The following is a 21,420-nucleotide window of genomic DNA, read 5'->3' as shown; positions in this document are numbered from 1 at the left end:
TTCTTCGTGCGGTCATGCGTACGACTCATTTGCCGCCACATGCTTGTCGATCCCTTGCGGCATATGGCGTCACGTATCAGCGTCCCGGCCCGGGCCGACCGCCGCGCAGCGCTCACCTGCATTGATGGTTTCGTGTGGATGACGCGGCATCACTGCGGAATGCCAGGCCGGGATGGCATTGACGACCACACCGGGCAGTCCATCAGCGACATATAGAACGTGATCGCAACCGGGCCACGTCCGTCTCCGGCGCATGGTCATCACGTTGCCCGCAGCACTCAGAACCTTCACGCCCCTGGCTGTGCGGGCGCCCGGTAGCGCTGTAACGGTTGCGTCATACAACGGTCCCTGCGCTGTCATCGAACCGTTATGGAATGTGCGCCGGGCGGGTAACCCCGCATCCCATCAACCCAGGAGCCACCCCGTGATCCACGCCTTCAAGTCGCGCGTTGCCGTTGCCGTCTTCGCAGCGTCGTCCGTGTTCGCCGCCAACGCCGCTGAAATCACCGGCGCGGGCGCCTCGTTCATCTACCCGGTGATGTCGAAGTGGTCGGCCGACTACAACGCCGCCACCAGCAACAAGGTCAACTACCAGTCGATCGGTTCCGGCGGTGGTATCGCCCAGATCAAGGCCAAGACCGTTGATTTCGGCTCCTCCGATGCTCCGCTGAAGCCGGAAGAACTGGCCGCTTCGGGCCTGGCGCAGTTCCCGTCGGTGATCGGCGGCGTGGTGCCGGTCGTCAACGTGGCCGGCATCGCCCCGGGCGCACTGAAGCTGGACGGCACCGTGCTGGCCAACATCTTCCTGGGCAAGATCAAGACCTGGAACGACCCGGCCATCGCCGCACTGAACCCGGGCGTGACCCTGCCGAGCGCCAAGATCACCGTCGTGCACCGTTCGGATGGTTCGGGCACCACCTTCAACTTCGTCAACTACCTGTCCAAGGTCAGCCCGGAGTGGAAGAGCTCGGTCGGTGAAGGCACCTCGGTCCAGTGGCCGGCCGGCATCGGTGGCAAGGGCAACGAAGGCGTTGCCGCTTACGTGAAGCAGATCAAGGGCGGCATCGGCTACGTCGAACTGTCCTACGCGCTGCAGAACAAGCTGTCGTACACCGCGATGAAGAATGCCGCCGGCCGCTTCGTGCAGCCGAGCGACGCGTCGTTCGCCGCCGCTGCTGCCAGCGCCGACTGGGCCAGCGCCAAGGACTTCTACCTGGTGATGACCAACGCCCCGGGCGCCGAGTCCTGGCCGATCACCGCCACCAACTTCATCCTGGTGCACAAGAAGCCGAAGAACCCTGCCAACGGCAAGGCCACCCAGGAGTTCTTCCGCTGGGTCTACAAGAGCGGCGATGCCCAGGCCCGCCAGCTGGACTACGTGCCGCTGCCGGACAGCCTGGTCCGCCAGATCGAGACCTACTGGTCGCAGAACCTGAAGTAAGCAAGCGCGTTCCCCCGCAGGAACGGGATCGGCGGGTCCTCTCTCCCCCACCGATCCCACCCCGGGCGCGAGATCCTCGAGATCTCGCGCTCTTCTTGTTTTTGGGGGTTGGACGTGAAGAGCGCTGCGCTTCCAATCTACTGGCCGGAGCCGACGCAGGGCCCAGCCCGGGACACGCCGTAAACCCGTCCATGGGGGCTCGATCGCGCCATCCATGGCGCGAACGGTCCCGGGCTAGGCCCTGCGCCGACTCTGGACAGTTCATCGGGGGCGCGGTGGGGTCATGAAAGGCAGGAGCAAAGGCAAGAGCGTTTGTAGAGCCCCGGCCGTCATATCGGTGCGCAGATCCGGGGTCTCCGGGGGTCTCCCGGACCGTGGCCAACTCCGTGAAACCCTTGTCAGAACGTGATCCAGGACACCTCTGTCATGGTCGTAATACGGCTGTAACAAAAACATCATTTCATAGCCGCATCCGCCGACGACGTCGGCTCTTCCCCGCTATGGAGTGACCATGAAACTGCACTCGGCCGGCCTTGCCGCCCTTTCCCTGGCCATCGCCCTGGGCCTGTCGGCCTGCGGTGGCGACAAGCAGGCCGCGCAGCAGCCGGCTGCCGACGGTGCCGCCGCCCCGGCCGCTGCCGGTGCCAAGGTGACCGCCGAAGTGTCCGGCGCGGGCGCGTCCTTCATCTTCCCGCTGGTCTCCAAGTGGTCGGCTGACTACAACACCAGCACCGGCGCCAAGATCAACTACCAGTCGATCGGCTCCGGTGGCGGCATCGCCCAGATCAAGGCCGGCACCGTCGACTTCGGCTCCTCCGACAAGCCGCTGAGCAGCGAAGAGCTGGCCCAGGCCGGCCTGGCGCAGTTCCCGTCCGCCATCGGCGGCGTGGTGCCGGTGGTCAACATCGAAGGCCTGGAAACCGGCAAGCTGCGCCTCAGCGGCGCCCTGCTGGCCGACATCTTCCTGGGCAAGGTCAAGACCTGGAACGACCCGGCCATCGTCGCCGCCAACCCGGGCGTGAAGCTGCCGGACGGCAAGATCACCCTGGTCCACCGTTCGGACGGTTCGGGCACCACCTTCAACTTCTCCAACTACCTGTCCAAGGTCAGCCCGGAGTGGAAGAGCAAGGTCGGCGAAGGCACCTCGGTGCAGTGGCCGGACGGCGTCGGTGGCAAGGGCAATGAAGGCGTCGCTTCCTACGTGAAGCAGATCAAGGGCTCGATCGGCTACGTCGAACTGGCCTACGCGCTGCAGAACGGCATGCCGTACACCGCCATGCAGAATGCGGCCGGCAACTGGGTCGAACCGAGCGCGGAAACCTTCGCCGCTGCGGCTGCCAGCGCCGACTGGGCCAGCGCCAAGGACTTCAACCTGGTCATCACCAACGCCCCGGGCGAGCAGGCGTGGCCGATCACCGCCACCAACTTCATGCTGATGCAGAAGCAGCCGAAGGACGCCAAGCGCAACCAGGACACCCTGGCCTTCTTCAAGTGGGCCTTCGAGAACGGCCAGGCCCAGGCCAACGAGCTGCACTACGTGCCGCTGCCGGCCGAACTGGTCAAGCAGATCGAGGCCTACTGGGCGACCGACCTGAAGTGATGGACACGACGGTGCCCGCCCCGCGCGGGCACCGCTTCTTCCACGCCGTGCCGCCCCGCCCCTTCCTGGCCCTGCCGTCCCCATGAATGCCATCGCCCAGCCTGTAGCCGCCCCGTCCACGCGTGATGCGCGTGATGCCCGCAACGACAAACTGTTCCGATGGGTGCTGGTCGGCACCGTCATCTTCGTCCTGATCGCCCTGGCCTGCGCTGCGCTGTCCATGCTGTGGGGCGGCCGCCATGCCCTGCAGATGCAGGGCCTGAGCTTCTTCTTCTCCGCCGACTGGAATCCGGTCGAAAACAAGTTCGGCGCCCTCGCTCCGATCTACGGCACCCTGGTCACCGCGCTCATCGCGATGGTCATCGCCGTGCCGGTCAGCTTCGGCATCGCCTTCTTCCTCACCGAAGTCGCGCCGCGCTGGCTGCGTGGCCCGGTCGGTACCGCCATCGAACTGCTGGCCGGCATTCCCTCGATCATCTACGGCATGTGGGGCCTGTTCGTGCTGGTGCCGGTGATGACCGAGTACGTCACCCCGTTCCTCAACGAGACGCTGGGCGAGATGCCGATCATCGGCCCGCTGTTCCAGGGCCCGCCGCTGGGCATCGGCATGCTCACCGCCGGTTTCGTGCTGGCCATCATGGTCATTCCGTTCATCTCCTCGGTGATGCGCGAAGTGTTCCTGACCGTGCCGACCCGCCTGAAGGAATCGGCCTACGCGCTGGGCTCCACCAAGTGGGAAGTGAGCTGGGACATCGTGCTGCCCTACACCCGCTCGGCAGTGATCGGCGGCATCTTCCTCGGCCTCGGCCGCGCCCTTGGCGAGACGATGGCGGTGGCCTTCGTGATCGGCAACAGCGTGCGCCTGTCGCCGTCGCTGCTGGAACCGGGCACCACCATCGCCGCGCTGATCGCCAACGATTTCGGCGAAGCCACTGAAACCTACCGCTCGGCCCTGCTGCTGCTCGGCTTCGTCCTCTTCATCGTCACCTTCGTGGTGCTGGCCATCGCCCGCCTGATGCTGATGCGCCTGTCCCGCAAGGAGGGCAACTGATGTCCACCACCGCTGATTCGCTGTACCTGCGCCGTCGCATCGGCAACGTCGTTGCGATCACCGCCTCCTGCGCCACCGCCCTGTTCGGCCTGTTCTTCCTGGGCTGGATCCTGTTCACCCTGGCCTCCAAGGGCCTGGCCGGCATCAACTGGGATCTGTTCACCAAGATGACGCCGCCGCCGATGCAGGAAGGCGGTCTCGCCAACGCCTTCTTCGGCAGTGCGGTGATGTGTGCGCTGGCGATCGGCATCGGCACCCCGCTGGGCGTGCTGGCCGGCACCTGGCTGGCCGAGTACGGCAACGCCCGCAAGGCCGGCACCGTGGTCCGCTTCGTCAACGACATCCTGCTGTCGGCCCCATCCATCGTGCTTGGCCTGTTCGTCTACACGCTGTACGTGATGCAGACCGGCGGCAACTTCTCGGCGTTCGCCGGTGCACTGTCGCTGGCCTTCATCGTGCTGCCGGTGGTGGTGCGCACCACCGACGAGATGCTGCGCCTGGTGCCCTCGCAGATGCGTGAGGCAGCCCTGTCGCTGGGTATCCCGCAGTGGAAGGTGATCGTGCAGGTGCTGTACCGCAGTGCCTCGGCCGGCATCATCACCGGCATCCTGCTGGCGCTGGCCCGCATCTCCGGCGAGACCGCACCGCTGCTGTTCACTGCCTTCGGCAACCAGTACTGGAACAACAACATCTTCCAGCCGATGGCCTCGGTGCCGGTGGTGATGAACCAGTTCGCCGGCAGCCCGTATGAATCCTGGCAGGTGCTGGCCTGGGCCGGTGCCCTGGTGCTCACCGTCTTCGTGTTGCTGGTCAGCCTTGCCGCCCGCGGCATCCTGCTGCGCAACCGTATCTCCCATGACTGACCTTTCCGTGGATAACGCCATGAACGACCTTTCCAACGCCGTGCCGATGCAGCGCATCGCCGTGCCGTCCTCGCACGAGAGCCTGCACACGCCGTCGCCGGTGAAGCTGGCTGCGCGTGGACTGGACTTCTACTACGACAAGTTCCATGCCCTGAAGGGCATCAACCTGGAGATCCCGGAAAAGCGCGTGACCGCGCTGATCGGTCCCTCCGGCTGCGGCAAGTCGACCCTGCTGCGCATCTTCAACCGCATCTACGCGCTGTACCCGAAGCTGGAGGCGCGTGGTGAAGTGCTGCTGGACGGCGAAAACATCCTGTCGCCGAAGTACCCGATGAACCGCCTGCGCAGCAAGGTCGGCATGGTGTTCCAGAAGCCGGTGCCGTTCCCGATGACCATCTTCGAGAACGTGGCCTACGGCATCCGCCACCACGAGAAGCTGAGCAAGGCCGACATGGCCGACCGCGTCGAGCAGGCACTGCGCCAGGGCGCGCTGTGGGACGAAGTGAAGGACAAGCTGGGGCAGAGCGCACTGGGCCTGTCCGGTGGCCAGCAGCAGCGCCTGTGCATCGCCCGTGCCGTGGCCCTGCGCCCGTCGGTGCTGCTGCTGGACGAGCCGACCTCGGCGCTGGATCCGATCTCGACCAGCCGCATCGAGCAGCTGGTGGAAGAGCTCAAGCACGAGTACACCATCGTCATCGTCACCCACAACATGCAGCAGGCCGCGCGCGTGTCCGACTACACCGCCTTCATGTACCTGGGCGACCTGATCGAGCACGACCGCACCGAAGTGATCTTCTCGCAGCCGTCGCAGCGGCAGACCGAGGATTACATCACCGGTCGCTTCGGCTGAAACGTCAGTCGACAGACAGACAATGTCAGTCGAGCATGGCTCGACTCTACAAATCACGCCAGCCAGGCATGGCCTGGCTCTACCCGGATTGCAGACCATGAATCTTCCCAACGACCACATCGTCAAGAGCTACGACGAAGAACAGCAGCGGCTGGTGGCCGAAATCGTGCGCATGGGCGAGATGGCCGTCGCTCAGCTCGAAGCGGCGATGGACGTGATCGAGAAGCGCGACGAGAACGCCGCCCATCGCATCATCGCCAACGACGAAGCGATCGATGCGCTGGAGCAGCAGATCAGCCATGACGTGATGCGCCTGGCGCTGCGTGGGCCGATGGCGCGCGACCTGCGCGAGATCCTGGCCGGCCTGCGCATCCCGGCCGACATCGAGCGCATCGGCGACTATGCGGCCAACGTTGCCAAGCGTTCGATCGCGCTGGGCAAAGTGCCGCCGCTGCCACAGATCCAGGGCCTGCGGGCGCTCGGCCGCCTGGCCGCGCAGCAGGTGCGCCGCGCCATTGCCGCCTACCGCGACAACGATGCCGACGCTGCGCTGGCGCTGCGCGAGGACGACGCCCGCCTGGACGCGCAGTACACCGCGCTGTTCCGCGAGCTGCTGACCTACATGATGGAAGACCCGCGCAACATCACCCCGTGCACCCACCTGCTGTTCATGGCCAAGAACCTGGAGCGCGTGGGCGACCACGCCACCAACATCGCCGAGAACGTGTGGTTCCTGGTGCATGGCGAGCAGCCGCTGCCGCCGCGTGAAAAACGCGACGAAACCTCCAGCACCGGACAGCCCTGACGCTGCACTGCAACACCGGAGTTGACTCCAAGGTGGCCGCTGTCCTGGTGACAGCGGCCCTTTTGTTTTGGGCGTTCTGGCCACCGGTCTCCCGCTCTGTAACAAATCTCACGAAAATTTGAGTTCTTGGCGAGGATTCGTTGAGTAGGATCGCTGCACCATCGATTCACCCCGGGCGCCTGCCCACCACCTAGGAGTAAGACCGATGAGCAGTTCCAACAAGACCCTGTCCCTGCTGACCGCTACGGCCCTGGCCGCCGGCCTGGGCATGACCGCCAGTGCCTCGGCCCTGAGCATGAGCGACCTGGCCCAGGGCTACCTGGTGGCTGGCCAGGCGGCAAAGGCTGCCGATACCAAGCACGCCGAAGGCAAGTGCGGCGCCGACGGCAAGACCGCTGAAGGCAAGTGCGGCGGTGACAAGGGCAAGGCTGCCGAAGGCAAGTGTGGCGAAGGCAAGTGCGGTGCCGACAAGGGCAAGGCTGCTGGTGCAGCCGCTGCCAAGACAGGCGACAAGAAGTCGGCTGAAGGCAAGTGCGGCGAAGGCAAGTGCGGTGCCAAGCACTGACGTCCGCGCCAGCGCCGTCCACCTGCGGTCGCCGCTTCGTGCGGCGGCCGCCGGGTTGGGGCTGCGCCGGGCGCTGCTGCAGGATCTGCGCGATGCACCGGCCGGTGACTTCGACTTCCTCGAATGCGCGCCGGAGAACTGGATCCATGTGGGTGGTCCCGCCGGGGATGCAATGGCCGAACTGGCGCAGCGCCATCCGTTGAGCTGCCACGGCCTGTCGTTGTCGCTTGGCGGCAGCGCGCCGCTGGATACGCAGCTGCTGGAACAGGTCGGCCAGTTCCTGGAAAAGCACCGCGTGCCGCTGTACAGCGAGCACCTGAGCTACTGCAGCGACGACGGTCACCTGTACGACCTGCTGCCGATTCCGTTCACCGACGAAGCCGTGCGCCACACTGCGGCACGCATCGCTCACGTGCAGGATCTGCTGGGCCGCCGCATTGCAGTGGAGAACGTGTCCTATTACCTGGCACCAGAACCGGCGATGGACGAACTGGCCTTCACCAATGCGGTGCTTGCCGAAGCCGACTGCGATCTGCTGCTGGACGTCAACAACGTCTACGTCAACGCCTGCAACCACGGCTACGATGCCGACACCTTCATCGCCGGGCTGCCCGCAGAGCGCGTCGTCTGCCTGCACGTGGCCGGGCACCTGGACGAGGCACCGGACCTGAAGATCGATACCCATGGCAGCGCGGTGATCGACCCGGTCTGGGAGCTGCTGGCGCGTACCTACGCGCGCATCGGCCCACGCCCCACCCTGCTCGAACGCGATTTCAACTTCCCCCCGTACGCCGAGCTGCAGGGCGAACTGCAGACCATCCGCCGCCTGCAGGCGACGCACGGGGGGACTGCACATGACTGACGCTCGCGGCACCCTGCGCGCGCAGCAGCACGCGTTCACTGCCCATCTGCGCGATCCGCAGGGCGTTCCACCGCCGGCTGGGCTGGAGGCACGCCGGGTCACGGTGTACCAACGGCTGCTGTTCAACAATCTGCTCGGCCTGTTGAGCAACGGCTTCCCGGTCTGCGTGCGCCTGCTCGGCGAGCCCGCCTGGAGCGACCTGGTGCGCCACTACTTCGCCACCCATCGCTGCCAGACACCGCTGTTCACCGAACTGGCCGCCGAATTCGTGCAGTGGCTGCAGGCACAGCCGCAGCTGCCGCACCCGGCATTGGCCGAACTCGCTCATTACGAGTGGGTGGAGACCGCGCTGTACCAGTTGCAGGCCGAGCCGCTGCCGGCACCCGGCGACATCGATCCGCTGCAGGTACCGCTGCAGCGCTCACCCCTGGCGTGGCCGCTGCTGTATCAGTGGCCGGTGCATCGACTCGGTGCCGAGGATGCGCCAATGCAGCCGCCGGCGGAACCGACCGGCCTGCTGGTCCGCCGCGAGGCCGATGGCGAAGTGCGCTTCGCCGTGCTCAGCCCGCTGGCGGTATACCTGCTGTCCAGCGTCGGCGAACGACCCGGCCTCGATGGACATGCCTATCTGCGGCAATTGGCCGCTGCGAACGGCCTGGCTGAGGAGGCGCTGGCCGGGCCCGGTGCCGCGCTGCTGCAGCAGTTCCTGCAGGCCGGCGTGATCGGCCCGCTCACAGTCCCTGGCTGACGCCCTTTCCCCCACGGAGAACCACCGATGAACCTTCCGACCCTGGCCGCCACGCGTGGCCAGCTGGACCGTCTCGCCCCCTGGTTGGCCCCGCTCGGCCTGCGCCTGCTGCTGGCCTGGGAATACTTCGAATCCGGCCGCGAGAAACTGCGCGGCCAGAACTGGTTCGCCGACCTGCAGGACGCTTTCCCGTTCCCGTTCGACCAGCTGCCGGCCGCGCTGAACTGGCAGCTTGCCACCTGGTTCGAACTGCTCGGCGCGGCCTGCCTGTTGTTCGGTTTCGGCACCCGTTTCGCCGCCGCCAGCCTGCTGGTGCTGACCGTAGTGGCTACCTATGCGGTGCATTGGCCGATGGAGTGGAACTCGCTGGCCGACCTCGCCATGGGCTACGCGATCACTGACCAGGGCTTCGGCAACTTCAAGCTGCCGGTGCTGTTCATGGCCATGCTGCTGCCGCTGATCCTCACCGGCGCCGGCAGGCTGAGCGTGGATGCGTGGCTGGCGAGGTGGTCTCCCTCGGCCACGCCTGCACGGCCAGCAGTCCGGTAATCGCCAACCCTGGTCGGCGCACCGTGTGCCAACCAGGGTTGGCAGCTACCGGAATCCTGAGCGCGCGCTGCCCCGGTAGGTGTCGACCTTGGTCGACACACGCCCGCGCAGGGAACGCATGCACCGAAGGCTGGCCGGGCGCTCAGGGTCGCTCTGCTAGAATTCACGCATGACTGACCCCACCCCCGCACCTGCCGCCGCTCACGATTCCGCAGTCCCCCAGGCGCAGCGCGCGATGTCACAACGCTTCCGCGGCTTCCTGCCGGTGGTGGTGGACGTGGAAACCGGCGGCTTCGACAGCCAGCGCAACGCACTGCTGGAAATCGCCGCCGTGCCGATCGAGATGGACGAGAACGGCCTGCTCTACCCCGGCCAGACCGCCAGTGCCCACGTGGTGCCGGCCGAGGGCCTGGAGATCGACCCGAAGTCGCTGGAAGTGACCGGCATCATCCTCGACCACCCGTTCCGGCTGGCCAAGGAAGAGAAGGCGGCACTGGACCACATCTTCACCCCGGTACGCGCGGCCATGAAGAAGTACGGCTGCCAGCGCGCGATCCTGGTCGGCCACAACGCGCATTTCGACCTCGGCTTCGTCAATGCCGCCGTGGCGCGCACCGGCCACAAGCGCAATCCGTTCCATCCCTTCAGCGTGTTCGATACGGTGACCCTGGCCGGCATCGCCTACGGGCAGACCGTGCTGGCGCGTGCGGCCACCGCCGCCGGGCTGGGCTGGGATGCCAACGAGGCGCACAGCGCGGTGTATGACACCGAGCAGACCGCGCGGTTGTTCTGCACCATCGCCAACGCCTGGCCGCGGTAAGCCAGCCAACGGCGCAACCGCATCCACGCAGTGCGGACCAACGGTCCGCACCCACCACTCACCGGACGGTAGATCCACGCCATGCGTGGATGCGATCAACCAATACTCGTACGATCGCGGCCTTCGCTCTTGGCGCGGTACAACGCGCGATCTGCGCGCTGGTACAGCAGTGCCGGGGTGCGGTCGTCGGCATCCAGCTCCACCAGCCCTGCGCTGAAGGTCACGCGCAGTCCGTCCACGCCGGCCCAGTCGGGGTGGTCATGGAACAGGCCGCGCAGGCGCGCGCACAGCTGTGCGGCTTCCTCCAGGCGGGTGTCGTTGAGCAGCAGCGCAAACTCTTCGCCGCCAGTCCGCGCCGGCAGGTCCGAATCGCGGCTGGCGGCGGCGATCAACCGCGCCACCTGCACCAGCACCGCATCACCGATGCTGTGGCTGTGGCGGTCGTTGACGTCCTTGAAGTGGTCGATATCCAGCACCACCAGGCACAGCGGATGACCGCTGCGCTGCGAACGCGCGAAGTCACGCGCCAGCGTTTCATCGAAGGCACGGCGGTTGGCCAGGCCAGTCAGTGCATCCTCGCGGGCCTGCCGTTCGAATGCCTCGGCCTGGCGTGCGAGGCGCTCGGCCAGTTCGGTCTTTTCCTGGTTCAGCGCCTGCAGGTGCACGGTCTTGGCCTGCAGGTCGAAGGTCGCCTCGTCCACGCGCCGTGCCAGGCGCAGGTTGCTGGCCTTCAGCTGCTGCAGCAGCAGCCGGTACAGCGCCACCAGCCCGGCCAGCAGCAACAGGCCACCCAGCACCTGCACGCTGCGTCGCTGCCACCAGAACGGCTCCACGGTGAAGCTCCATACCGCTTCCTGCTGGCCCCAACTGCCACCCGGATGGGCAGCGGCCACGTGCAGGGTGTAGTCGCCCGGCGGCAGGCCAACGAACTCCACGCTGCGCTGCGGGCCGCGTTCGACCCACCCCGTATCCAGGCCATCCAACCGCGTGCGGTAGCGGATCCGGTCAGACATCAGGTAGCTCAGGCCGACATAACTCACCGCCAAGCGGCGACCGCCGGGAATGTAGTTGCGGTCCGGGCCTTCCCAATGCACCGGTGCGCCATCCACCTGCACGCTTTCAATCGCTGCCGGCGGTGAAAGACGCTCGCGGAAACGCTGCAGGCGTTGCGGATCGACGGTGCTCAGGCCTCCGGCGGTGACCACCCAGAACGTGCCGTCCTGGCGCAGGATCGCCGATGGCCCGGAGCTGCCGTTGGCCTGCGCGTTGGCCATGCCGTCAATCTCGTTGTAGCGCTCCACCACCACCCGGGGTGCGCGGCCATCGGCCACGGCGTTGAGGGTGGCCATGTCGGTGCGCAGCACGCCGCGGTTGCTGCTGATCCACACGTTGCCAAGGCGATCCGGCACCAGTTGGAACACCGCATCCACCGGCATGCCCTGCTCCAGCCCCACCCGTGCCAGCGTGCCGTTGCGCCAGCGGTACAGGCCACGGTCGCTGCTGATCCACATCGCGTCACCCAGCTGATGGAAGCCGAACACGCTGCGGCCACCTCCCATCGGCGCGAGGTCGATCGACTGCACGTGATCGCCGCGCAGTACGCGGATGCCCTCGATGGTGCCGATCCACAGGTTGCCCTGGTGATCGTGCTCAAGCGCGGTGATCAGGCCGCTGGGCATACCCGCAACGCTTGATACCTGCACGCGGTCGCCGTCGATGCGGACCACGCCCTTCTGGGTGCCGGCCCAGACCACACCCTGCGGGTCCACGCTGATCGCGCGGATGTTGCCGCCCGGCATGCCATCGGCGGCGGCATAGTTGTGCCGCAGCCGGCCATCGGGGCCAAGACGGTAGACGCCATCACCGAACGTTCCGACCCACAGGTCACCGTCCGGGCCCTGCGCCAGGCTGAGCACCGAAGGTGCCTTGCCGCCGCGGTTGTGCAGCGGCATCGCGCGGAAGCGGCCATCAGCAGTCTGCAGGTCGAGGCCGCTGGCACTGCCGACCCACAGCTGGCGATCGCGGTCCTCGAACACGGTGCGCACATAGTCGCCACTGAGGCCATCGCGCTCGGTGTAGCTGCTGAACAGTGTTTCGCGCAGGCGGTACAGGCCACCGTTGGCACCCACCCAGATGCTGCCCTCGGCATCCTCGCGCAGGCTGACCACGCGCCCACCCGGCAGGTTCAGGCCCGCCGGCAGGCGCTCCAGGCCATGCGCTGAGATCCGCAGCAGGCCCTGGTTCTCGGTGCCCAGCCACAGGTCGCCATGGCGATCCTGCAGCATCGAGGTCAGGTGCAGCTGCCCCGGCAGGCGGTGCATCAGCACCAGCTGATCATCCTCCACCCGGTACAGGCGCTCGCCGGCGACGATCCACAGCGCGCCATCTGGAGCGCGGTACGGCCACGACAGGCCACTGCCGGCGCCCAGCCCCCACGCCGCGGGCGCCCGCTTGAGCACCCCGTCGTTGTCGCGCAGCACCAGTCCATCCAACGTGCCGGCCCAGACCCGGTCCTGCGCGTCGACCACCAGCTTGGTGAAGCTCATCGCCATCGGCAGGTCGGCGGCCGGAGCCTGGTAGACGATACCGGTGTCCGGCGTCAGATAGCCGATGCCCTTGCCTTCATACAGCAGCCACAGGCGGCCCTGGCTGTCCATCTGCATGGACTGGATCAGGACCTGCGGGGTATCGGCCTGGTGCTCCCAGACACGCCACTGGCCATCGTTGCCGCGATGGCTGACATTGCCCCGCGAATCACTGATCCACAGCCCACCCTGGCGGTCGACGAACAGCGCGCCGATGCCGTTGTCGCGCAGGCCCGGGCGGGTACTGCGGTCGAACACGGTGAAATCCAGCCCGTTGTAACGCACCAGGCCTTCCCAGGTGGCGAACCAGAGGTGGCCTTCGGGGGTCTGCGCGATGTCGCGCAGCGAGTTGTGCGGCAGGCCGTTGCGCGACGTCCATACATCAATGGCGTAGTCGCGCAGTGGCGGAGCCCCCTCCTGCGCTGCCACCGGCAGTGCAAGGGCCAGCAGCAGCCACAGCAGGCCCTGTCGCAGCCATCGACCGATATCTGATCCGCAGCGCTCCACCCAGCGCCCGATGTCCCCCTGTCCGGCCATCAGTGCAGCGGCGGCGGCCAGGCAGGGCTGCCGGGCCTGGCAGCATGCGGGAACTGCCGGGCAGCGCGGGACGGCATGCCGGCGGGAACGGGCTGGCTCATCGGGGGGGAACTGGGAAGATGCGCAGATGATAGGCCAAACCCGGCCCAGGGCGTCACCATCGCCAGCCGCGAAGGCTCAGCCCGCGCGGCCCGGCGGCGTCACCTGTGCACTGGCCGGCCACTGCACTACCGCCTCCAGCCCGCCTTCAACGCGGTTGCGCAGCCACAGCCGCGCCCCGTCTTTCTCAGCCAGGGCGCGGGCGATGGTCAGGCCCAGACCGGCGCCGCCGGTTTCGCGCGAACGCGAGGTTTCCACCCGCACGAACGGGTCGAACACGGCTTCCAGCTGATCCTCGGCCAGGCCCGGGCCGTCATCGGCCACCACCACGGTGATCGCGCCACCACTACGCTCGACCCGTACCCGCACCCGGTAGGCATACATCACCGCGTTGTCCACCAGGTTGGAAAACAGGCGATGCATGGCCAGCGGACGCAACATCAACACCGCTCCGCTGCCACCTTCGAAGACGACATCACCGCCGCCCTCGGCCGTGTCTTCAACGATGCTCTCCAGCAGCGAATCCAGGTCCAGTGCGGCGCGCTGCTCGGCGCTCTCCGCGCTGCGCGCCAGCTCCAGGCCTTCGCGCACCAACGCCTGCATCGCGGCCAGATCGCCGATCAGGCGCTCACGCAGCACCTCGTCGCTGACATTCTCCAGGCGCAGGCGCAGCCGGGTCAGCGGGGTCTGCAGGTCATGGGTGATCGCCGCCAGCATCTGCGTGCGCTCGGCCAGGTGCCGCTGCAGGCGATGCTGCATGGCGTTGAAGGCCTCTGCGGCGCGCTGCACTTCGCGCGGGCCGCGCAGCGGCAGTGGATCGCGCTGCAGGTCGTCGCCCAGGTCTTCGGCGGCTGCGGCCAGTTCCTGCAGCGGCGCGCTGGCCATGCGCGCGACGATATAGGCCAGCACCGCGATCGCCAGCACCAGCAGGGTCAGGAACCACGGGTCCACGGCGAGGATGCCGTTGTGTGCCACCGCCGGCGAATCCAGCGCCAGCTTCAGCAGCGTGCCGTCGTTGAGGGTCACGTCGACCGCACGGCACTTGGGCGGGATGAACGCCGGATCACGTTCGCGCGGATGCTTTCGATGCCCCGGTGGCGGCGGGGGCAGCAGGTCCTGCAGCTTGGGAATGCAGGAGCGGAACGAAGCGAAGTGCACATGCGCGCGTGCGACCGGGCCGGGCCGGTCATCGAGCACTTCCATCAACGCGGTATCGGCCCGTCCCAGGCGTGCGCCGGGTTGCAGCGCACGCACGCTCGGCCCACCGATTTCGAGCAGGCGCTCGCGCAGTTCGGGGTTGCCGTCGAGCAGGTTGACGTAGCCCTGGAGGCGGTCGGCGATGCGGTTCAGGTTCTGCCGCTCGAACTCCTGCTGGCGCTTGGAGGTGGCCAGCATGGTCGCGCCGATCGCGGCCACGCTCATGCCCAGCAGCAGGATCACGAACAACCGCCCGACCATCGAGGACAGGAAATGGCGCAGGCGCTTCATCGCGGCTTATTCCAGGTTCACCGAGGAGGCCAGTACATAGCCTTCGTTGCGCACGGTCTTGATCAGTCCGTCCGGGCCACCGTCGTCGCCCAGCTTGTTGCGCAGCCGGCTGACCTGCAGATCAATGGCGCGGTCCTGTGCCTCGTAGTTGCGGCCGCTGCTGAGAGCGACCAGCTGCTCGCGCGACAGCACCTTGTTGGCGTGGGCGATGAACACCCGCAGCAGGCGGAACTCGGCGCCGGACAGCACCACCACGCGATCGTCCGGGTCCACCAGGTGGCGATGCTCCAGATCGAACACCCAGCGCGAGAAGCGCGCACGGCGCACCGCCAGCGGCTCCAGGTTCGCCGGCAGCGCCTCGGTCCGGCGCAGCACGTTGCGGATGCGTGCCAGCAGCTCGCGCGGTTCGAACGGCTTGGCCAGGTAGTCGTCGGCGCCCATTTCCAGGCCCAGCACGCGGTCGATTGGCTCGGCACGCGCGGTCAGCATGATCACCGGCGTGTTCGAGCGCGCGCGCAGATCGCGGCACAGGGTCAGGCCATCCTCGCGCGGCAGGTTGAGGTCGAGCACGATCAGGTCCACGTGTTCGCGGTCCAGCAGCTGGCGCATGGCGGTGCCGTCTGCCGCCGTGCTCACCTGGTAGCCGGCCCGGCCGAGCTGTTCGGCCAGCAGGGTGCGGATGTCGTTGTCGTCGTCGACGATCAGCAGTCGATGCATCGTGTTTTCAGTCTCCATGTCGCGATCATCCCGTGTCGGCAGCTGAACCGCATCCGGGGCAATGCGTACCAGTGTATCCAGCCATGGGCGGGATACCTGTGGTTACGCGTATTCACCGACAGTGTTACATAGAGACATACCCCGAGGATTGAGCCGCCCATCGCCCGGTCTTCACAATGCCCACCAACGCCGCCACCGCGGCCCCGAGAGTGAAGCCACGACGTGACGTTCCGCCTGCTGCCCGCGACCCGCCGGGGTCGCCTGATACTGATCGCCCTGCTCGCCCTTGCCGTTGCCGCAGCCGCCTGGTGGCTGCTGCGCAAGCCCGCCGCCCCGGCGGTGGCGACCACGCCCGCCAGCCGTGGTGACATCGAGCAGACGGTGGAAGCCACCGGCGTGATCGACGCCTACAAGCTGGTCAGCGTCGGTGCCCAGGCCTCGGGCCAGATCAAATCGCTGAAGGTGCAGCTGGGCGACACCGTGAAGGAAGGCGACCTGATCGCCGAGATCGACGCCACCACCCAGCAGAACCAGGTGCTCAATGCGCAGGCCTCGCTGGACCAGGTCACCGCCCAGCGCGCCGTGCAGCAGGCCACCCTGCGCCAGGCCGAACTGGAATTCGCGCGCCAGCAGCAGATGCTGGCCGCCGAGGCCACCTCGCGCCAGGAATACGATGCCGCCGAGGCGCAGCTGAAGACCGCCCGCGCCCAGCTGCAGTCCTACGAGGCGCAGATCAAGGGCCGCGAAACCGAGCTGGGCACCGCCCGCGCCAACCTGGCCTACACCCGCATTACCGCGCCGATGGACGGCACCGTGGTGGCGGTGGTGGCCGAGGAAGGTCGCACCGTGAACGCCAACCAGACTGCACCGACCATCGTCATGCTGGCGCGGCTGGACGTGGTCACGGTCAATGCCGAGATCTCCGAGGCCGACGTGGTCAAGATCAAGGCCGGCATGCCGGTGTACTTCACCACCCTGGGTGACCCGGATCGCAAGTACCACGCCACGCTGCGCCAGATCAATCCGGCGCCGGCCTCGATCGCCAACGAGAGTTCGTCCAGTTCCAGCAGCTCGTCCAGTTCCAGTTCCAGCAGCGCGGTCTACTACAACGCGTTGTTCGACGTGGAGAATCCGGATGGCACCCTGCGCATCGACATGACCGCGCAGGTCTCGGTACTGCTGAAGCAGGCCAAGGGCGTGCTGATGGTGCCGGCGGTGGCACTGGGGCCGAAGCGCCGTGGCGACGAGCGCATGGTGCGGGTGCTGGACGACAAGGGCCAGCCGCAGCCGCGCAAGGTTACCGTGGGCATCAACAACGGCGCCTCGGCCGAGATCCTGTCGGGACTGAAGGAAGGCGAGCGCGTAGTGGTCGGCGAAGCCGGTGCGGCCGGTGCCAGCGCCGGCGGCGGCAACCGCGGCGGCATGCAGATGCGGGTCGGCGGCCCGGGCATGGGGCGCCGATGAGCACGACGGCGCCGCTGCTGCGCCTGCGTGACCTGCGACGCGAATTCCCGGCCGGCGACGATGTGATCGCCGTGCTGCGTGACGTCAACCTCGACATCCACGCCGGTGAGATGGTGGCCATCGTCGGCCAGTCCGGCTCAGGCAAGTCGACGCTGATGAACATCCTCGGCTGCCTCGATCGTCCCACCCGTGGCAGCTACCAGGTGGCCGGCCGCGAAACCGGGAAGATGGAGCCGGACGAGCTGGCCGAACTGCGCCGCGAGCATTTCGGCTTCATCTTCCAGCGCTACCACCTGTTGGGCGACCTCGATGCACGCGGCAACGTGGAAGTGCCGGCGGTGTACGCCGGCAGCCCCGGCCCGGTGCGCAACGCGCGTGCCGAACAACTGCTGCAGCGGCTGGGCCTGAGCGACCGCATGCACCACAAGCCGGGCCAGCTGTCCGGCGGCCAGCAGCAGCGCGTGTCGATCGCCCGTGCCCTGATGAACGGCGGCGAGGTGATCCTGGCCGACGAACCGACCGGCGCGCTCGACACGAAATCCGGCGAGGAAGTGATGGCGATCCTCGGCGAGCTGCACGCCGAAGGCCACACCATCATCATCGTCACCCACGACATGAGCGTGGCCGAACACGCGCAGCGCATCATCGAGATCCGCGACGGCGAGATCATCGCCGACCGCGCCAACCCGAATGCACCGACCTACCGCGCGCAGCGCGAGGCCAGCACCGGCGTCGCCCGCGGCAACAGCTGGCGGGCCGCGCGCGACCGCTTCACCGAAGCATTCCGCATGGCGTTGCTGGCGATGAATGCACATCGGCTGCGCACCTTCCTGACCATGCTCGGCATCATCATCGGTATCGCCTCGGTGGTCTCGGTGGTGGCGCTGGGCAACGGCTCGCAGCAGCAGATCCTGCAGAACATCAGCGCGCTCGGCACCAACACCATCGATGTCTACCCCGGCCGTGGTTTCGGCGACATGCGCTCGGCCCGCGTGCAGACGCTCAAAGCCAGTGATGCCGATGCGCTGGCCCGGCAGAGCTACGTCGACAGCTCCACGCCCAGCGTGTCGACCTCGGTCACCGCGCGTTACCGCAACCAGTCCTCCACCGCCCAGGTCAGCGGCGTCGGCGAGCAGTTCTTCCGGGTCAAGGGCGTGACCCTGCTCAGCGGCAGCTTCTTCGATGCCGATGCAGTGAAGGGCCTCGGCCAGGTGGCGGTGATCGACGAGAACACCCAGGCCCAGTTCTTCCCCGATGTCGATCCGATCGGCCAGGTGATCCTGCTGGGCAACGTGCCGGCGCGCGTGGTCGGCGTGGCCAAGCGCCAGAGCTTCGGGTTCGGTGGCAGCACCAGCCTGAGCGTGTGGCTGCCGTACACCACGGTGATGTCGCGCATGCTCGGCCAGAGCCACGTGTCCAGCATTACCGTGCGCGTGGACGACGCCACGCCGATGGACGCCGCACAGGAAGCGATCACCCGACTGTTGACGATGCGCCATGGCACCGAGGACTTCTTCCTCAGCAACAGCGCCGAGATCCGCCAGACCATCGAGCAGACCACGCGCACGATGACCCTGCTGATCGGCGCCATCGCCGCCATCGCACTGCTGGTCGGTGGTATCGGCGTGATGAACATCATGCTGGTGTCGGTGACCGAGCGTACCCGCGAGATCGGCGTGCGCATGGCCGTCGGTGCACGGCAGAGTGATATCCGCCAGCAGTTCCTGATCGAAGCAGTGCTGGTGTGCCTGCTCGGCGGCGTGCTCGGCATCGGCCTGGCCCTGCTGCTGGGCTCGATGATCGGCCGCTTCGCCAGCGACTTCCAGGTGCTGTTCTCCACTGCCTCGATCGTTGCCGCGTTCGCCTGCTCGACCCTGATCGGCGTGGCGTTCGGCTTCCTGCCCGCGCGTAACGCCGCGCAGCTCGACCCGGTGGAGGCCCTGGCCCGCGAATGAAGATGATGACCCGACTGCCCTTCCCTGCCCCCTCGCGCCTGTTGCTGGCGGGCGCTGTACTGCTCGCTCTGTCAGGCTGCGCATCGATGGGCCGCTATCCGGTGCAGGCCCCCGACGTGGCGGCGACCTACGGTCGTGGCGATGCCACCCTCAATGCGCCGGCCGACGATCCGCGCAGCAGCCTGGATACTCCGGGCCGCGACATCCGCCAGGACACCTGGTGGACCGGTTTCGGCGATGAACGTCTCGACCGTCTGGTGGCGCAGGCGCTGGCCGCCAACAGCGATCTTGCCGCCGCTGGCCTGGCCGTGCAGCGTTCGCGCCTGCAGGCCGGCCTGGCCAGCAACGCGTTGTGGCCGCAGCCTTCGTCTTCGGGTGTGAGTGGTAGCGCCAGCCGCGCCACCGACCAGGCCGACGACTGGCGCCGCAGCTATTCCACCGGCGTCTCGCTGGGCTGGGAAGTGGACCTGTGGGGCCGCCTGCGCACCCAGCGCGACATCGCCCGCTGGGAAGCCGAGGCCAGCGAGGAAGACCGGCAGAACACCGCGCTGCTGGTGATCAGCGACACCATCAACCAATACTGGAACCTGGCCTATCTCAACCAGTCCATCGCCACCGGCCAGGCCAACCTGGAGCGGCTGGAACGTACCCGCGAACTGGTCCAGGCCCGCTTCGACGCCGGTGCAGTATCGCGCCTGGAAGTACGCCAGGCACTGCAGAACCTGCAGTCGCAGCGTTCCTCGCAGAGTGCGCTGGAACAGCAGCGGGTGGAGGCCCGCAATGCACTGACCGTGCTGCTGGACGGCACGCCCTGGCCGCAGCAGGACGAACCGCAGGACCTGCTCGGCGCACGCAGCCCCAGCATCGCGGAGGGCCTGCCGACCGACCTGCTCGGTCGCCGTCCCGACCTGCGCGCGGCCGAACTGCGCCTGCGCAACAGCCTGAAGACCATCAAGGTGACCGCTACCCAGTACTACCCGGCGCTGAGCCTGACCGGCAGCCTCGGCTCCAGTGCAACGTCGCTGGGTGACGTGCTGCGCAACCCGGTGGCCACGCTGGGCGCCGGCCTGTCGCTTCCGTTCCTCAACCTGCAGCGCGCGCAGCTGGATACCGATATCGCCGGCACCGCCTACCAGATCGCCGCGACCAATTTCCGCAAGACGCTGTATACCGCGCTCTCGGAAGTGGACAACGCGCTGTCGGCACGCGAGCAGCTGGCGCGCCAGGTGGCGGCCTCGCAGGCTTCGTACGACGAAGCGGTGGAAGTGGAACGGGCGCAGGAAGTGCGCTACCGCGTGGGTGCCACCGACCTGCGCACCTGGCTGGAAGCGCAGCAGACCCGGCGCGATGCCGAGCTGTCGCTGGCGCGCGTGCGCCAGGGCCAGCTGAACAACGACGTCACCTTGTTCAAGGCACTGGGCGGCAGCGCGGGGTGAGGCGGCAAGAGCGCCAACCAAGGTTGGCGACTACCGGTAGGTGTCGACCTTGGTCGACACGGCCGATCCACGCCATGCGTGAATCGGATCGCCGGTAGCGGGCGGGGACGTCACGGGCCACGAAACCCCCCGGCCGCGGGGCGGGGTGGGGGGGCGCCCCCCGCCCCGCCGCCCCCCCCCCCGGGCCGGCCCCCGCCGCTACCGGAAAGCCGATCAACCGCGCTGGCGCACGGCCTCGAACAGGCTGACGCCGGCAGCGACGGAGACGTTCAGGCTCTCGATCTCGCCCGGCATCGGGATCTTGACCAGGCCATCGCAGTTCTCGCGGGTCAGGCGGCGCAGGCCATCGGCTTCACCGCCCAGCACCAGCGCGATGTTGCCCTTCAGGTCCAGCTGGTACAGCGAGGCGGTGGCTTCGCCGGCGAGGCCGTAGATCCACACGCCCTGCTTCTGCAGGTCCTTCAGGCAGCGCGACAGGTTGGTCACCGCCACCACCGGGATCAGATCGGCGGCACCGGCCGAGGTCTTGCGCACGGTAGCATTGACCGTGGCCGACTTGTCCTTGGGGATGATCACGGCAGTCGCGCCGGCGGCAGCCGCCGAGCGCAGGCAGGCACCGAGATTGTGCGGGTCCTGCACCTCGTCCAGCACCAGCAGCAGGGCCTTGCCCTCGGCTGCAGTGACCAGGCCTTCCAGCTCGTTCTCGCTGTAGGTGCGGGCGGCGGCATAGCGCGCGGCCACGCCCTGGTGGCGTACCGAACCGCCGACACCGTCCAGCGCCTGGCTGTTCACCTTGCGCACGTCGATGCCCTTGCGGCGGGCGTTTTCCTCGATCTCGGTCAGGCGCGGGTTCTTCGCACCGGCCTCGACCAGCACTTCGCGGACGTTCTCGGCGTCGTTCTCGATGGAGGAGGCGACGGCGTTGACGCCGACAATCCACTGGCTGTTCTTGCTCATGCGGGCGGGGACCGGAAAGGGGGTGGCT

Annotated in this window: 18 protein-coding genes; 14 read left to right on the top strand and 4 right to left on the bottom strand. The window is 67.5% G+C overall.

Annotated elements, in window-relative coordinates; all coding sequences use genetic code 11:
* Positions 1–424 precede the first annotated feature (424 nt).
* The 11 genes from pstS (ABE423_RS02805) (at position 425) to rnt (ending at position 10,154) form a co-directional block, all read left to right on the top strand.
* On the top strand, positions 425–1,441 hold the full coding sequence (gene pstS, locus ABE423_RS02805) for a phosphate ABC transporter substrate-binding protein PstS (protein WP_180838441.1): 1,017 nt from the start codon (positions 425–427) through the stop codon (positions 1,439–1,441).
* Between the two features lie 511 nt (positions 1,442–1,952).
* The gene (pstS, locus tag ABE423_RS02800) at positions 1,953–3,041 is read left to right on the top strand and encodes a phosphate ABC transporter substrate-binding protein PstS (protein ID WP_125895763.1); all 1,089 of its coding nucleotides are present in this window, start codon (positions 1,953–1,955) and stop codon (positions 3,039–3,041) included.
* An 82-nt stretch (positions 3,042–3,123) separates the two neighbouring features.
* The gene (gene pstC / locus ABE423_RS02795) at positions 3,124–4,092 is read left to right on the top strand and encodes a phosphate ABC transporter permease subunit PstC (RefSeq protein WP_049421601.1); all 969 of its coding nucleotides are present in this window, start codon (positions 3,124–3,126) and stop codon (positions 4,090–4,092) included.
* Positions 4,092–4,955 carry a phosphate ABC transporter permease PstA gene (gene pstA, locus ABE423_RS02790; RefSeq protein ID WP_032127902.1) on the top strand — a complete coding sequence of 288 codons (864 nt, stop codon included), beginning with the start codon at positions 4,092–4,094 and terminating at the stop codon, positions 4,953–4,955. The genes pstC and pstA overlap by 1 nt, the downstream gene beginning before the upstream one ends.
* Positions 4,956–4,974: 19 nt before the next feature.
* On the top strand, positions 4,975–5,805 hold the full coding sequence (gene pstB, locus ABE423_RS02785) for a phosphate ABC transporter ATP-binding protein PstB (protein WP_005408788.1): 831 nt from the start codon (positions 4,975–4,977) through the stop codon (positions 5,803–5,805).
* Positions 5,806–5,902: 97 nt separating this feature from the next.
* Complete coding sequence (phoU, locus tag ABE423_RS02780; RefSeq protein ID WP_008265615.1) at positions 5,903–6,610, top strand: phosphate signaling complex protein PhoU; 708 nt, start codon at positions 5,903–5,905, stop codon at positions 6,608–6,610.
* A 205-nt stretch (positions 6,611–6,815) separates the two neighbouring features.
* Positions 6,816–7,175: a hypothetical protein gene (locus ABE423_RS02775; protein WP_125895762.1), complete on the top strand. Its 360-nt coding sequence runs from the start codon at positions 6,816–6,818 to the stop codon at positions 7,173–7,175.
* Complete coding sequence (locus ABE423_RS02770; RefSeq protein ID WP_180838440.1) at positions 7,162–8,037, top strand: DUF692 domain-containing protein; 876 nt, start codon at positions 7,162–7,164, stop codon at positions 8,035–8,037. Before ABE423_RS02775 ends, ABE423_RS02770 begins: the two co-directional genes overlap by 14 nt.
* Entirely contained in the window at positions 8,030–8,785 is a 756-nt protein-coding gene (locus ABE423_RS02765) for a putative DNA-binding domain-containing protein (RefSeq protein ID WP_125895760.1), read from the top strand. Before ABE423_RS02770 ends, ABE423_RS02765 begins: the two co-directional genes overlap by 8 nt.
* Positions 8,786–8,812: 27 nt before the next feature.
* Positions 8,813–9,334 (top strand): DoxX family protein, encoded by a 522-nt coding sequence (locus ABE423_RS02760; protein WP_180838439.1) that lies wholly within the window; start codon positions 8,813–8,815, stop codon positions 9,332–9,334.
* 235 nt (positions 9,335–9,569) lie between these two features.
* Positions 9,570–10,154, top strand: a complete 585-nt coding sequence (gene rnt / locus ABE423_RS02755; protein ID WP_005408782.1) for a ribonuclease T — start codon at positions 9,570–9,572, stop codon at positions 10,152–10,154.
* 95 nt (positions 10,155–10,249) lie between these two features.
* Here rnt and ABE423_RS02750 read toward each other — a convergent pair whose 3' ends face one another.
* From ABE423_RS02750 to ABE423_RS02740, 3 genes are all read right to left on the bottom strand, one after another.
* Positions 10,250–13,276, bottom strand: a complete 3,027-nt coding sequence (locus ABE423_RS02750; protein WP_346484904.1) for a two-component regulator propeller domain-containing protein — start codon at positions 13,274–13,276, stop codon at positions 10,250–10,252.
* A 177-nt stretch (positions 13,277–13,453) separates the two neighbouring features.
* Positions 13,454–14,863, bottom strand: a complete 1,410-nt coding sequence (locus ABE423_RS02745) for an ATP-binding protein (protein WP_032127908.1) — start codon at positions 14,861–14,863, stop codon at positions 13,454–13,456.
* 6 nt (positions 14,864–14,869) lie between these two features.
* Positions 14,870–15,598: a response regulator gene (locus ABE423_RS02740; protein ID WP_005408779.1), complete on the bottom strand. Its 729-nt coding sequence runs from the start codon at positions 15,596–15,598 to the stop codon at positions 14,870–14,872.
* A 204-nt stretch (positions 15,599–15,802) separates the two neighbouring features.
* Here ABE423_RS02740 and ABE423_RS02735 point away from each other — a divergent pair, with 204 nt between their 5' ends.
* The 3 genes from ABE423_RS02735 to ABE423_RS02725 are packed head-to-tail and all read left to right on the top strand — an operon-like array spanning position 15,803 to position 20,435.
* Positions 15,803–17,044 carry an efflux RND transporter periplasmic adaptor subunit gene (locus ABE423_RS02735; RefSeq protein WP_180838437.1) on the top strand — a complete coding sequence of 414 codons (1,242 nt, stop codon included), beginning with the start codon at positions 15,803–15,805 and terminating at the stop codon, positions 17,042–17,044.
* Positions 17,041–18,999, top strand: coding sequence for a MacB family efflux pump subunit (locus ABE423_RS02730; protein ID WP_180838436.1), 1,959 nt, complete (start codon positions 17,041–17,043; stop codon positions 18,997–18,999). The genes ABE423_RS02735 and ABE423_RS02730 overlap by 4 nt, the downstream gene beginning before the upstream one ends.
* On the top strand, positions 18,996–20,435 hold the full coding sequence (locus ABE423_RS02725; RefSeq protein ID WP_049463608.1) for a TolC family protein: 1,440 nt from the start codon (positions 18,996–18,998) through the stop codon (positions 20,433–20,435). The genes ABE423_RS02730 and ABE423_RS02725 overlap by 4 nt, the downstream gene beginning before the upstream one ends.
* Before the next feature lie 213 nt (positions 20,436–20,648).
* On the opposite strand, the gene rlmB is transcribed toward ABE423_RS02725, so the two are convergent.
* Positions 20,649–21,392, bottom strand: a complete 744-nt coding sequence (gene rlmB / locus ABE423_RS02720; protein WP_005408775.1) for a 23S rRNA (guanosine(2251)-2'-O)-methyltransferase RlmB — start codon at positions 21,390–21,392, stop codon at positions 20,649–20,651.
* Between the last annotated feature and the right edge of the window lie 28 nt (positions 21,393–21,420).

It is taken from the genome of Stenotrophomonas sp. TWI1409 (genome assembly GCF_039673015.1).
Taxonomy (GTDB): domain Bacteria; phylum Pseudomonadota; class Gammaproteobacteria; order Xanthomonadales; family Xanthomonadaceae; genus Stenotrophomonas; species Stenotrophomonas maltophilia_A.
The sequence above is the reverse complement of the archived record's forward strand: the minus strand, read 5'-3'. Positions and strand labels throughout refer to the sequence as shown.